This window comes from Pseudomonas sp. 18175 (genome assembly GCF_050432925.1).
Taxonomy (GTDB): domain Bacteria; phylum Pseudomonadota; class Gammaproteobacteria; order Pseudomonadales; family Pseudomonadaceae; genus Aquipseudomonas.
The window spans coordinates 42,865-54,852 of the sequence record NZ_JBKFTO010000003.1 but is presented as its reverse complement, the minus strand read 5'-3'; the positions used below and the strand labels follow the sequence as shown (position 1 = coordinate 54,852).

Below are 11,988 nucleotides of genomic sequence, written 5' to 3'. Positions count from 1 at the left end.
AAGCGTGTGAATTGATACGGGGGCTGGCCGCAAGCGGGTCGCTCCGTATAATGCCGCCATCGCCACTGGTATGGATTAACGGATTGCATATGACTGAACAGCGCCCTATTGCGGTCCTGGGAGGCGGAAGTTTTGGTACCGCCGTGGCAAACCTTTTGGCCGAGAACGGCCATAGCGTGCGCCAGTGGATGCGTGATCCCGAGCAAGCCGAAGCCATCCGGGTCCACCGGGAAAACCCGCGTTACCTTAAAGGCATTAAGATTCATCCGGCGGTCGAGCCCGTCACGGACCTGCTGGCGACCCTTACCGCTTGCGATCTGTGCTTTGTCGCGCTGCCGTCCAGCGCGTTGCGCTCGGTGCTGGCGCCCCATGCCGACCTGTTGGCCGGCAAGCTGCTGGTCAGCCTGACCAAGGGCATCGAGGCGCAGACCTTCAAATTGATGAGCGAAATCCTCCAGGAGATCGCCCCGCAGGCACGTATTGGCGTGTTGTCCGGGCCGAACCTCGCGCGGGAAGTCGCCGAGCACGCGTTGACCGCCACCGTGGTGGCCAGTGAAGACGAAGCGTTGTGCGAGCGCGTGCAGGCGGTGCTGCATGGCCGCACCTTCCGTGTCTATGCCAGCAGCGACCGCTTCGGCGTCGAATTGGGCGGAGCGTTGAAAAACGTCTACGCCATCATTGCCGGCATGGCGGTGGCACTGGGCATGGGTGAAAACACCAAGAGCATGCTGATTACCCGCGCCTTGGCCGAGATGACCCGCTTTGCGGTGAACCAGGGCGCCAATCCGATGACTTTCCTGGGGTTGGCGGGCGTGGGCGACCTGATCGTGACCTGCTCGTCGCCAAAAAGCCGCAACTATCAGGTGGGTTTTGCCTTGGGCCAGGGCTTGAGCCTGGAAGACGCGGTCACGCGCCTGGGCGAAGTGGCCGAAGGGGTCAATACCCTCAAGGTGCTCAAGGCCAAGGCCCAGGAAACCGGCGTGTACATGCCGCTGGTCGCCGGGTTGCACGCGATCCTGTTTGAAGGGCGCACCTTGAACCAGGTGATCGAGCTGCTGATGCGTGCCGAGCCGAAAACCGATGTCGACTTTATTTCCACCAGCGGTTTCAACTGAGGAACGCGCCATGAATGATCCGAAAGCAGCTCCCAAGTACGAATCCATTGTGTTGCGCATCCTGTGGATGCTGGTATTTGCCCTGGTGTGGCAGGTGGCGCAGTTCCTGCTCGGCGCCTTGGTGATCGTGCAACTGATCTACCGCCTGATCTACAGTGCGCCGAACCTGGGCCTGATGAACTTCGGCGACAGCCTCAGCCAGTTCCTCGCGCAGATCGGCCGCTTCGGCAGTTTCCACACCGAGCAAAAACCCTGGCCGTTCGCCGATTGGCCAACTCCGCGTGCACCCGAGGGCGAAGCCGCCCACAGCGTGCCACCGGCGCCGCATCCGGCGCGTGATGAAGAGCCGAAGCTGTGAAGCTGTGGATCCTGCGCCACGGCGAGGCCGAAGGGCATGCCCGCACCGATGCCGAGCGTAATCTCACCGAGCACGGCCGTGGCGAAGTGTTGCGCAGCGCTGCGCACCTGATCGGCCAGCCCATTAGTGCGATCATCGCCAGCCCCTATGTGCGGGCGCAGCAGACCGCGCATCTGGTGCGCGACGCGTTGGGCTTTGAGCCAGAAATCCGCACCGTGCCGTGGCTGACCCCCGAGTGCAACCCGCAACAGGTGCTGGAAAAGCTCGACACCGATGACAACGTGCTGCTGGTCAGCCATCAGCCGTTGGTGGGCAGCCTGATCAGCTTTTTGCAACATGGTCATCAACGCCAGCCGCAACCGATGCACACCGCCAGTCTGGCGGAGTTGGAGGGGGACTTCCCACTGGCGGGGCTCATGAGCCTGGTCGGCGTGAAAAATCCGTAGGCTTTATCGCCGCTTTGTGTGTGCTATATAGTCAACCAAGCAAGTGCTTGGTTGGCTATCGTCGGACCACAAAGGAGCGCGTCCCATGCCCGTCGCTTTTCGTTTGCCGTTGCAGGTGTTCTTCGAACGTGAAGCGCGACATCCGCGCCAAACCTTTCTGGTCCAGCCCGTCGGTGGTGGCGAGGTGCAACCGCTCACGTGGGGCGAAGTGGGCCACCAGGCTCGTTGTGCTGCGCACTGGCTGCGCGCTCGCGAGTTGCCCCACGGCTCGCACATTGCCCTGATTTCTAAAAATTGCGCGCACTGGATCATCGCCGACCTGGCGATCTGGATGGCCGGGCATGTCTCGGTGCCGCTGTACCCCAACCTCACCGCCGATTCCGTGGGTCATGTGCTCAGCCATTCCGAGGCCGCGTTGGTGTTTATCGGCAAGCTCGACGACTGGCCCGCCATGGCGCCCGGCGTGCCAGCGGGTGTGCCGACCATCAGCCTGCCGCTGTGCCCGGTGGGCCAGTTCGATTTCAACTGGGCCGACCTGCAGGCCTGTTCGCCGATCCAGGACGAGCCCACCCCCGCGGCCTCGGACCTCGCCACCCTCATCTACACCTCCGGCACCACCGGCCTGCCCAAGGGCGTGATGCACAGCTTCGGCGCCCTGGGTTTTGCCGCCACCCGTGGCACCGAATTGTTTGGCCTGGGGGAGGGCGACCGGCTGCTGTCGTACCTGCCGCTGTGCCATGTGGCCGAACGGATGTTTGTGGAGATGGCGTCGATCTATACCGGTCAAACCGTATTTTTCGCCGAAAGCCTGGATACGTTTCTGACGGATTTGCGTAGGGCACGGCCGACCGCGTTGTTTGGCGTGCCGCGGATCTGGACCAAATTCCAGATGGGGGTCTACGCCAAGATTGCGCAAAAACGCTTGGACACCTTGTTACGCCTGCCCTTTATCGGCAAGCGGGTGGGCCACAAGGTGCTCGAAGGGCTGGGCCTGGACGCGTTGCGTATTGCGCTGTCTGGTGCGGCGCCTGTACCCGAGGCGTTGTTGCGCTGGTATCAACGCCTGGGGCTGGATGTGCTTGAGGTGTATGGCATGACCGAGAGCTGCGGGTATTCCCATGTGTGTCGGCCTGGGCAGCAGACCCTCGGTTGGATCGGCTTGCCGTGCCCCGGCGTTGAAGTGCGCATCGACCCTTGGGGCGAAGTGCAGGTACGCAGCGGCGCAACCATGCTCGGTTACTTCAAGGACCCGCAGAAAACCGCCGAGACCATCACCGCAGACGGCTTCCTGCGTACTGGTGATAAGGGCGAACAGGACGCCGACGGCCGCCTTCGTCTCACCGGGCGGCTCAAGGAAATCTTCAAAACCAGCAAAGGCAAATATGTGGCCCCCGCGCCGATTGAAAACCGCCTGGCCGAACATGCGCGCATCGAACAGGTGTGCGTGGTGGGCGATGGCCTCAGCGCGCCCATCGGCTTGTGCGTGTTATCGGCGGCGGGTGAGGACCCAGGGTTGCGCGCCAGCCTGGAACGCTGGCTGGAGCAGGTCAACCAGGCGCTGGACAAGCATGAGCGCCTGCGCCAATTGGTGGTGGTCAAGGACAACTGGGCGGTGGAAAACGGCTTTCTGACGCCGACCTTGAAGATCAAGCGCAACGTGATCGAATCGACTTACGGTGCATATTTTCAGACTTGGAGCGAGCGTTGCGAAACGGTTCTGTGGCAGGATTAGGCTCATCATAAAACCAATAAGGACACCCCCATGGGCCTGTGGCGCACAGAACCGAATATCGAACAACTCAATGCCATCCAGAAAAACACCATCGGTGAACTACTGGACATCCGCTTCGAAAGCTTCGACGACGAGTCCCTGACCGCCAGCATGGTGGTCGACCATCGCACCCACCAGCCTTTCGGCCTGTTGCACGGCGGCGCATCGGTGGTGCTGGCGGAAAGTATCGGTTCCATGGCGGCCTACTTGTGCATCGACCCGAGCAAGTTCTATTGCGTGGGCCTGGAGGTCAACGCCAATCACCTGCGCGGTGTACGCAGCGGTCGTGTGACGGCGGTGGCGCGGGCGATCCATATCGGGCGTACCACCCAAGTGTGGGACATTCGCTTGACCAGCGATGACGGCAAGGCCAGTTGCGTGTCGCGCCTGACCATGGCGGTGGTGCCCCTGGGCGAGAACCCGCCGGTTCGATAGGCGTGGCGTGAGTGTCATCATTCCTGGCAGTTACAGTCATTGCTGTGCCGGCCAGGCGTGGTGACAATCGATGTCTGTTTTTGTAGATGGTAACGGTATGTCGCAGCACGTGTTTTTTGCCCACGCCAATGGGTTCCCTTCGGCCACCTACGGCAAGTTGTTTGCTGCCCTGGCCCCGGAATACGCAGTGGCACATTTGCCGCAGCACGGTCACGACCCCAGGTTTCCGGTGGATGATAACTGGCAGAACCTGGTGGACGAGTTGATCCACCATCTGGAGCAGCAACCGGAACCGGTGTGGGGCGTGGGGCATTCCTTGGGCGGCGTGCTGCACCTGCACGCGGCCATGCGCTGCCCGCAGTTGTATCGCGGTGTGGTGATGCTCGATTCGCCGGTGCTGACCCGCGCCGATCGCTGGGTAATCCGTGCGGCCAAGCGCTTCGGCTTCATCGACCGCTTGACGCCGGCCGGCCGCACCTTGGGCCGTCGTGAAGAGTTCAGCGACCTGGCTGCCGCGCGCAGTTACTTCGCCGGCAAGACCCTGTTTCGCGGCTTTGACCCTGAATGCTTCGACGCGTACCTGCAGCATGGTTTGCAGCAAGTGGGCGACCGCTTGCGCCTGCGTTTTGACCCGGCCACCGAAATCAGCATCTACCGTGGCGTGCCCCACACCAGCCCCGGCCAGGTGCGCCAGTTGAAAGTGCCGCTGGCGGTGGTGCGCGGCCGCCAGAGCCGGGTGGTGATGCGTCACCATGCCAGTGGTGTGGACCGCCTGCCCATGGGCGAGATGCACACCATGCCCGGCGGCCATATGTTCCCCCTTGAACGCCCCCAGGACACCGCGACCTTGATCAAGAATCTGTTCTCCCGCTGGGAAGCCCGCGAGCGCAGTTGCGCATGAACGCGCCGGTCGAGGAAGTGCGCCTGAGCCTGCCGCACATTGAATTGGCAGCCCATCTGTTCGGCCCCGAAAACGGTTTGCCCGTGATCGCCCTGCATGGTTGGCTGGACAACGCCAACAGCTTTGCGCGGCTGGCGCCCAAGCTTGAGGGACTGCGCATCGTCGCCCTAGACATGGCGGGGCATGGGCATTCGGCCCATCGTCCCATTGGCGCCGGTTATGCCTTGTGGGATTACGTTCATGATGTGCTGCAAGTCGCCGAGCAACTGGGCTGGAAACGTTTTGCATTACTTGGCCATTCCCTCGGCGCCATCGTCTCCCTGGTGCTCGCCGGTGCCTTGCCGCAACGGGTGACGCACCTGGGTTTGATCGACGGAGTGATCCCGCCCACCGCCAGCGGCGAGAACGCGGCCGAGCGATTGGGCATGGCCTTGCAGGCGCAATTGAACCTGCAGGACAAGCGCAAGCCGGTCTACAACACGTTGGACCGCGCAATTGAGGCGCGCATGAAGGGCCTGGTAGCCGTCAGCCGTGAAGCCGCCGAATTGCTGGCCCAGCGCGGTTTGATGCCGGTGCCGGGCGGTTACACCTGGCGCACAGACAGTCGGCTGACCCTGGCTTCGCCGATGCGTCTGACCGACGAACAAGCCATGGCCTTCGTGCGGCGTGTGGGCTGCCCTACGCAGTTGGTGGTGGCTGCCGACGGCATGCTGGCGAAACATCCCGAATTGCTTTCCCAGCTACCCTTTACGGTGACCACGCTGCCAGGCGGCCATCATTTGCACCTGAATGACGAGCCCGGTGCCGCTCTTGTTGCAGACTGTTTCAATCGGTTCTTCTCTACGCCTTGACTTGGCGGGGTCAACTGCCGAGGCTGGGCGGATTGAAAGGGAGTCAACCATGAACAAACTCAACATCGCTGCGACCTCCATTGGCCAGGGCTCGTTGATCTTATGAGCGTGCGTAACGGATGTATCCGTGTCCTGGGCCTCAGCCTGCTGAGCCCATTGGTGTTCGCCGCCGACGTACCGGGTAGCCAGGACCTGCCCGCCGTGGCCCGCCAGGTCGACGCGCAAATCGTCGACTACCGCCCCGCCGAAGAAAAAGAACGTATCTACCCCATGGGCGCCATCCGCAAGATCAGCGGCCAGTTGCGCTCCGAAGGCCAGGCCACCGCAAGGGGCCAAACCACTGCCATCACCTATGAACTACCTCCCGAGCACAGCTCCAGCACCGCATTCACCGCGACGCGCGAAGCGTTGCAGGCCAAAGGCGCGCAACTGCTGTTCTGGTGCCAGGCCCGTGATTGCGGGGAAAGCAGTCTGTGGGCCAATGAGGTGTTCGGCAACGCCAAGCTCGTAGGTGCCGATGGCCAGCAGGAATACCTGCTTTTGCGCCAGGCCACGCCGCAGGACAACTCCCTGGTGGCGCTTTACGGCATCACCCGTGGCAACCGCCGCGCCTATCTGCATGTGGAGCAACTGGACGCCAGCGCGCCACTGGGCGACTTGTTGCCCACATCGGCGACCTTGCTGCGCGAGCTCAAAAGTACCGGTGAGTTGGATTTCCCGGCCCTGGGCGGCGAGCCTGATGCGACGTGGTTGACCCTGATCTCTCGTGGCTTGAACCTCGACGCCACCTTGCGCGTGAGCTTGACCGGGCCTACTGCCGAAGCCTGGCGCCAAGGCCTGATCGACAGTGGTGTGCGCGCTGCGCGCATGGAAACCGGCACAGGCGATGCCAAAGGCCTGCACCTGCATCTGATACGCTAAGCGTCACCGGGCGAACGGACCCGCGCCGTTCGCCTAAGCTGTCTTCCTAAGTCTTCTTCTCGAGAACCCCCATGCTCAATAACGATCGCCTGCTGGTGCAAATCCTGCTGCTGGTGCTGTTTGGTGCCAGCTTCTGGGTGATGGCGCCGTTCTGGTCGGCGCTGTTCTGGGGGGCGGTGCTGGCGTTTGCCAGTTGGCCACTGATGCGCCTGCTCACCCGCGGGCTGGGCGGCCGAGAGTCCCTGGCGGCTGGCATCCTGACCCTGGGCTGGATGTTGCTGGTGGCGGTGCCACTGGTGTGGTTGGGCTTCAACCTGGCGGACCATGTGCGCGACGCCGTTGCGTTGATCAAGGATATCCAGGTCGATGGCTTACCCGAGGCACCCAGTTGGCTCGGCTCGATTCCGTTTGTCGGCGAGCGCCTGGTAGCGATGTGGAACAGCATCGACCAGCAGGGCGCGGCGTTGATGGTCACGCTCAAACCCTACCTGGGCCAGGTGGGCAATTGGCTGTTGGCGCGCAGTGCGCAGATCGGCGGCGGTATCCTCGAACTGACCCTGAGCCTAGTGTTCGTGTTCTTCTTCTACCGCGACGGTCCGCGCCTGGCGATGTTTGTGCATCGTTTGCTGGAGCGCTTGATCGGCGAACGTGCTGGCTATTACATCGAACTGGTGGCTGGCACCGTGCAACGGGTGGTCAACGGCGTGATCGGCACCGCCGCCGCCCAGGCCCTGCTGGCGCTGATTGGCTTCCTGATCGCCGGCGTGCCGGGCGCGCTGGTGCTGGGGATTGTGACCTTCCTGCTCAGCCTGATCCCCATGGGCCCGCCATTGGTGTGGATTCCGGCCACGGCCTGGCTGGCCTGGAAGGGCGACTACACCTACGCGGTGTTCCTGGGTGTCTGGGGCACATTCATCATCAGCGGCGTGGACAACGTGCTCAAGCCGTACCTGATCAGCCGTGGCGGCAACCTGCCGCTGGTGATCGTGCTGCTGGGGGTGTTTGGCGGGTTGATCGCGTTTGGGTTCATCGGTCTGTTTATCGGCCCGACCTTGCTGGCGGTGGCGTATAGCCTGTTGATGGATTGGAGTGCGACCCAGGCCCAGGGGCGTCGGGAAAACAACTGAAAGGTCTCGGTCAATGTGGGAGCGGGCTTGCTCGCGAAGGCGGAGTGTCAGTCAACTGATTGGGTGACTGATCCACCGCCTTCGCGAGCAAGCCCGCTCCCACATTTTTTAGGCCCTTGGTAGCCACATCACCGCGGTCAACCCACCACCTGGCGTCTCTTCCAGATTCAGGCGACCACCCAGGCGCTCCACCGCCTCCTTGGAAATCGTCATCCCCAGCCCAACCCCCCCGGAATTGCGGTTGCGCGAGCCTTCCAGCCGATAGAACGGCTCAAATACTGCCTCGCGCATATCCGCAGCAATGCCCGGGCCGTGGTCGATCACCCGAATCACCAGCGCCTCACGGCTGTCGTCCAATTCCACACGGGCCGTGCCGGCATAGCGCAGTGCATTGTCGATGAGGTTATTCAGGCACGAACGCAACGCCATCGGCTGCACCTGCAACGGCACGCAAGTGCCCGCAAATTGCACGTCGGAACCCTGGTCCTGGGCATTTTCGCTCATGGACTCCACCAACGCCTGCACGTCCAGCCAATGCCGGGTTTCGCTGGTGCGCTGTTCGTGCAAATAGCTGAGGGTGGCATCAAGCATGCCGATCATGTCGTTCAGGTCCTGGCGCATCTGGCCTTGCAACTTGGCGTCTTCGATCTGTTCCAGGCGCAGCTTGAGGCGTGACAGTGGGGTGCGCAGGTCGTGGGAGACCGCGCCCAGCATGAGTGCCCGTTGGCTGACCTGCTCACGGATACGCCGCTGCATCAGGTTGAAGGTGTACGCCGCCTGGCGCGCTTCGCGGGGGCCGGATTCATCCAGGGGCGGGCTGTCGAGGTCCAGGCTCAGGCGTTCGGCGGCGTCGCTCAGGCGCTGGATCGGCCGGCTCAACAGCTTGGCGCCGTACCAGGCGGCGATGATCAGCGAGATGAACTGGAACGTCAGCGGCACCACCGGGCCACCAAACCAGGGCCGGCGGTGCTCCTTGTCCATGAGCTTCATGCTGCCGTCAGGCTGCTCGACAAAGGTTTCCTGGGGCGGTGGCGGCGGCGGGCCGTAATAGCGGAACCAGGCGATTGCCAGTACGTGGGCGAGGATGATCGCCACCAGCAACACGCCAAACAGCCGACCAAACAGCGTGTTGAAGGGGGCGCGCATCAGCCGATGTCTCGGGCGTCGAACAGGTAGCCTTCGCCACGCACGGTCTTGATCAACTGCGGTGCCTTGGGGTCATCCCCCAGTTTTTGCCGCAGGCGCGACACCAGCAAGTCGATGCTGCGATCGAATGCCTCGATGGAGCGACCACGGGCAGCGTCCAGCAATTGTTCGCGGCTCAGCACCCGGCGCGGGCGTTCGATAAACACCCACAACAGGCGGAATTCCGCGTTGGACAACGGCACCACCAGGCCATCATCGGCCACCAGTTGGCGCAATACGCTGTTGAGGCGCCAGTTGTCGAAGCGGATATTGGCGCGTTGTTCGGTGCGGTCATCGCGCACGCGACGCAGGATAGTCTGGATTCGCGCCACCAGTTCGCGGGGTTCGAACGGCTTGGACATGTAGTCGTCGGCGCCCAATTCCAGGCCGATAATGCGGTCGGTGGGTTCGCAGCGGGCGGTGAGCATCAGGATCGGGATGTCCGATTCCGAGCGCAGCCAGCGGCACAGCGACAGGCCGTCTTCGCCCGGCAGCATCAGGTCGAGCACCACCACATCAAAGGTTTCTGCTTGCATGGCCAGGCGCATGGCAGCGCCGTCGGTCACACCGGTGGCGAGGATATTAAAGCGTGCCAGGTAGTCGATCAGCAGTTCGCGAATCGGCACATCGTCATCGACGATCAGTGCGCGGGTGTTCCAGCGCTTGTCATCGGCGATCACCGCGCCTTTTTGCTCGTCGTTCTGCGGGACGGAAGGGGTATGCATAGTGCGATCATCTGCCTGGTTGTTACGGTCAGCATAGGCGCCCAGCCCCATGGCTGGTAGTGCTGGTCGGTGGGTCGTGCGAGCGAGGCTAGCGGTGGGGCGTGTTGGGGGCATGTCGTGAATGTATCAGCTTTGAAATAATTGACCCAAATGCCCGTCCGAGGGCGCTTGGTCAGTATTTACCGATCATCGGATCCCGCAACGGCGCAGCTTGCGCTACAATCCGCGCCGATTTCGACTTGCCTGAGAGCCCATTCCAATGTCCGTCTGCCAGACTCCTATCATCGTCGCCCTGGATTACCCCACTCGTGACGCCGCACTGAAGCTGGCTGACCAGTTGGACCCCAAGCTTTGCCGGGTCAAGGTCGGCAAGGAACTGTTCACCAGCTGCGCCGCAGAAATCGTCGGCACCCTGCGTGACAAAGGCTTCGAAGTGTTCCTCGACCTGAAATTCCACGATATCCCCAATACCACGGCCATGGCCGTGAAAGCTGCCGCCGAAATGGGCGTGTGGATGGTCAACGTGCACTGCTCCGGCGGCCTGCGCATGATGACCGCTTGCCGTGAGGTGCTGGAACAGCGCAGCGGTCCCAAGCCTTTGTTGATCGGCGTGACCGTGCTGACCAGCATGGAGCGCGAAGACCTGGCCGGCATTGGCCTGGACATCGAGCCCCAGGAGCAAGTGCTGCGTCTGGCGGCCCTGGCGCAGAAAGCCGGGCTGGATGGTCTGGTGTGCTCGGCCTTGGAAGCCCAGGCGTTGAAGACCGCCCATCCGTCGTTGCAACTGGTGACGCCGGGGATTCGTCCTGCTGGCAGCGCCCAGGATGACCAGCGCCGTATCCTGACCCCGCGTCAGGCATTGGATGCGGGCTCCGATTACCTGGTGATTGGTCGTCCGATCAGCCAGGCTGCAGATCCGGCCAAGGCGTTGGCGGCGGTTGTAGCGGAAATAGCCTGACTGTCACCAATCTAAAATGTGGGAGCGGGCTTGCTCGCGAATGCGGTGTGTCAGTTATGAATGTATCAACTGACACTCCGCATTCGCGAGCAAGCCCGCTCCCACATTTAGATCTCCAACATTCAGAGCTATGGCGTTTCAGCTGACTTTGAGCACCAATTTCCCAAAATTCTCGCCGTTGAAGAGCTTCATCAACGTTTCCGGGAACGTCTCCAGGCCCTCCACAATGTCCTCCTTGCTCTTGAGCTTGCCTTGGGCCATCCAGCCGCCCATCTCCTGCCCGGCAGCGGCAAAGTTCGCCGCATGGTCCATCACCACAAAGCCTTCCATGCGCGCGCGATTGACCAGTAACGACAGGTAATTGGCCGGGCCTTTCACCGCTTCCTTATTGTTGTACTGGCTGATTGCGCCGCAAATCACCACCCGTGCCTTTAGCGCCAGGCGGCTGAGCACCGCGTCGAGAATATCGCCGCCCACGTTATCGAAATACACATCCACACCCTTGGGGCATTCGCGCTTGAGGGCCGCAGGCACATCTTCGTTTTTGTAGTCGATGGCCGCGTCAAAGCCCAATTCGTCCACCAGGAACTTGCACTTGTCGGCGCCGCCGGCGATGCCTACCACTCGGCATCCTTTGATCTTGGCGATTTGCCCGGCAATGCTGCCCACCGCACCGGCCGCGCCGGAGATCACCACGGTGTCTCCGGCTTTGGGCGCACCGGTGTCCAGCAGGGCGAAATAGGCCGTCATGCCGGTCATGCCCAAGGCAGACAGGTAGCGTGGCAACGGTGCCAGTGTTGGGTCGACCTTGTAGAAGCCCCGTGGCTCACCCAGGAAATAATCCTGCACACCCAGGGCGCCATTTACGTAGTCCCCGACCGCAAATTTGGGGTGGTTCGACGCAATCACTTTGCCTACGCCCAGCGCACGCATTACTTCACCAATACCCACCGGCGGGATGTAGGACTTGCCCTCATTCATCCAGCCGCGCATGGCCGGGTCCAGGGACAGGTATTCGTTGCGCACCAGCACCTGCCCGTCCTGAGGTGTGCCCACCGGCACTTCCTGGTAGGTGAAGGTTTCCCGCGTGGCCGCGCCGACCGGGCGTTTGGCGAGCAGGAATTGGCGGTTGGTCTGGGCGGTCATGGCAGCAACTCTTCTGGAAATGAGCCTAGAGTGATAGCCCCTCACAGCC

At 62.3% G+C, this 11,988-nt stretch carries 13 protein-coding genes; 10 read left to right on the top strand and 3 right to left on the bottom strand.

The window, feature by feature from the left end; all coding sequences use genetic code 11:
• Positions 1 to 89: 89 nt before the first annotated feature.
• The 9 genes from ACLD1Y_RS05230 to ACLD1Y_RS05190 all read left to right on the top strand — a co-directional run bounded on the left by ACLD1Y_RS05230 (position 90) and on the right by ACLD1Y_RS05190 (position 7,925).
• Positions 90 to 1,115 (top strand): NAD(P)H-dependent glycerol-3-phosphate dehydrogenase, encoded by a 1,026-nt coding sequence (locus ACLD1Y_RS05230; RefSeq protein WP_429476079.1) that lies wholly within the window; start codon positions 90 to 92, stop codon positions 1,113 to 1,115.
• Between the two features lie 10 nt (positions 1,116 to 1,125).
• Entirely contained in the window at positions 1,126 to 1,473 is a 348-nt protein-coding gene (locus ACLD1Y_RS05225) for a DUF4389 domain-containing protein (RefSeq protein WP_429476077.1), read from the top strand.
• Positions 1,470 to 1,919, top strand: a complete 450-nt coding sequence (gene sixA, locus ACLD1Y_RS05220) for a phosphohistidine phosphatase SixA (RefSeq protein WP_429476075.1) — start codon at positions 1,470 to 1,472, stop codon at positions 1,917 to 1,919. Before ACLD1Y_RS05225 ends, sixA begins: the two co-directional genes overlap by 4 nt.
• An 85-nt stretch (positions 1,920 to 2,004) precedes the next feature.
• A complete protein-coding gene (locus ACLD1Y_RS05215) occupies positions 2,005 to 3,651 on the top strand; it encodes an AMP-binding protein (protein WP_429476073.1) in 1,647 nt (548 codons plus the stop codon).
• A gap of 30 nt (positions 3,652 to 3,681) precedes the next feature.
• A complete protein-coding gene (locus tag ACLD1Y_RS05210) occupies positions 3,682 to 4,125 on the top strand; it encodes a hotdog fold thioesterase (protein WP_429476071.1) in 444 nt (147 codons plus the stop codon).
• A 97-nt stretch (positions 4,126 to 4,222) separates the two neighbouring features.
• Complete coding sequence (locus tag ACLD1Y_RS05205) at positions 4,223 to 5,026, top strand: alpha/beta fold hydrolase (RefSeq protein WP_429476566.1); 804 nt, start codon at positions 4,223 to 4,225, stop codon at positions 5,024 to 5,026.
• A complete protein-coding gene (locus ACLD1Y_RS05200; RefSeq protein ID WP_429476069.1) occupies positions 5,023 to 5,877 on the top strand; it encodes an alpha/beta hydrolase in 855 nt (284 codons plus the stop codon). Before ACLD1Y_RS05205 ends, ACLD1Y_RS05200 begins: the two co-directional genes overlap by 4 nt.
• A gap of 102 nt (positions 5,878 to 5,979) precedes the next feature.
• Positions 5,980 to 6,798, top strand: coding sequence for a DUF4892 domain-containing protein (locus ACLD1Y_RS05195; RefSeq protein ID WP_429476067.1), 819 nt, complete (start codon positions 5,980 to 5,982; stop codon positions 6,796 to 6,798).
• Between the two features lie 71 nt (positions 6,799 to 6,869).
• On the top strand, positions 6,870 to 7,925 hold the full coding sequence (locus tag ACLD1Y_RS05190) for an AI-2E family transporter (RefSeq protein WP_429476065.1): 1,056 nt from the start codon (positions 6,870 to 6,872) through the stop codon (positions 7,923 to 7,925).
• 108 nt (positions 7,926 to 8,033) lie between these two features.
• Here the strand turns inward: ACLD1Y_RS05190 and ACLD1Y_RS05185 are convergent, their stop codons facing one another.
• Positions 8,034 to 9,071: a sensor histidine kinase gene (locus tag ACLD1Y_RS05185; RefSeq protein WP_429476063.1), complete on the bottom strand. Its 1,038-nt coding sequence runs from the start codon at positions 9,069 to 9,071 to the stop codon at positions 8,034 to 8,036.
• On the bottom strand, positions 9,071 to 9,835 hold the full coding sequence (locus tag ACLD1Y_RS05180; protein ID WP_135287918.1) for a response regulator: 765 nt from the start codon (positions 9,833 to 9,835) through the stop codon (positions 9,071 to 9,073). The genes ACLD1Y_RS05185 and ACLD1Y_RS05180 overlap by 1 nt, the downstream gene beginning before the upstream one ends.
• A gap of 259 nt (positions 9,836 to 10,094) precedes the next feature.
• Here ACLD1Y_RS05180 and pyrF point away from each other — a divergent pair, with 259 nt between their 5' ends.
• The gene (pyrF, locus tag ACLD1Y_RS05175) at positions 10,095 to 10,793 is read left to right on the top strand and encodes an orotidine-5'-phosphate decarboxylase (protein ID WP_017734306.1); all 699 of its coding nucleotides are present in this window, start codon (positions 10,095 to 10,097) and stop codon (positions 10,791 to 10,793) included.
• 138 nt (positions 10,794 to 10,931) lie between these two features.
• Here the strand turns inward: pyrF and ACLD1Y_RS05170 are convergent, their stop codons facing one another.
• Positions 10,932 to 11,939: an NADP-dependent oxidoreductase gene (locus ACLD1Y_RS05170; RefSeq protein ID WP_429476060.1), complete on the bottom strand. Its 1,008-nt coding sequence runs from the start codon at positions 11,937 to 11,939 to the stop codon at positions 10,932 to 10,934.
• Positions 11,940 to 11,988 lie beyond the last annotated feature (49 nt).

What these genes read in the sequence shown, in the direction of transcription:
- ACLD1Y_RS05170 (WP_429476060.1), bottom strand. Translation starts at nt 11,939, where the DNA reads ATGACCGCCCAGACCAACCGCCAATTCCTGCTCGCCAAACGCCCGGTC.
- ACLD1Y_RS05200 (WP_429476069.1), top strand. Translation starts at nt 5,023, where the DNA reads ATGAACGCGCCGGTCGAGGAAGTGCGCCTGAGCCTGCCGCACATTGAA.
- ACLD1Y_RS05205 (WP_429476566.1), top strand. Translation starts at nt 4,223, where the DNA reads ATGTCGCAGCACGTGTTTTTTGCCCACGCCAATGGGTTCCCTTCGGCC.
- ACLD1Y_RS05180 (WP_135287918.1), bottom strand. Translation starts at nt 9,835, where the DNA reads ATGCATACCCCTTCCGTCCCGCAGAACGACGAGCAAAAAGGCGCGGTG.
- ACLD1Y_RS05215 (WP_429476073.1), top strand. Translation starts at nt 2,005, where the DNA reads ATGCCCGTCGCTTTTCGTTTGCCGTTGCAGGTGTTCTTCGAACGTGAA.
- ACLD1Y_RS05225 (WP_429476077.1), top strand. Translation starts at nt 1,126, where the DNA reads ATGAATGATCCGAAAGCAGCTCCCAAGTACGAATCCATTGTGTTGCGC.
- ACLD1Y_RS05195 (WP_429476067.1), top strand. Translation starts at nt 5,980, where the DNA reads ATGAGCGTGCGTAACGGATGTATCCGTGTCCTGGGCCTCAGCCTGCTG.
- ACLD1Y_RS05210 (WP_429476071.1), top strand. Translation starts at nt 3,682, where the DNA reads ATGGGCCTGTGGCGCACAGAACCGAATATCGAACAACTCAATGCCATC.
- ACLD1Y_RS05230 (WP_429476079.1), top strand. Translation starts at nt 90, where the DNA reads ATGACTGAACAGCGCCCTATTGCGGTCCTGGGAGGCGGAAGTTTTGGT.
- ACLD1Y_RS05190 (WP_429476065.1), top strand. Translation starts at nt 6,870, where the DNA reads ATGCTCAATAACGATCGCCTGCTGGTGCAAATCCTGCTGCTGGTGCTG.
- pyrF (WP_017734306.1), top strand. Translation starts at nt 10,095, where the DNA reads ATGTCCGTCTGCCAGACTCCTATCATCGTCGCCCTGGATTACCCCACT.
- ACLD1Y_RS05185 (WP_429476063.1), bottom strand. Translation starts at nt 9,071, where the DNA reads ATGCGCGCCCCCTTCAACACGCTGTTTGGTCGGCTGTTTGGCGTGTTG.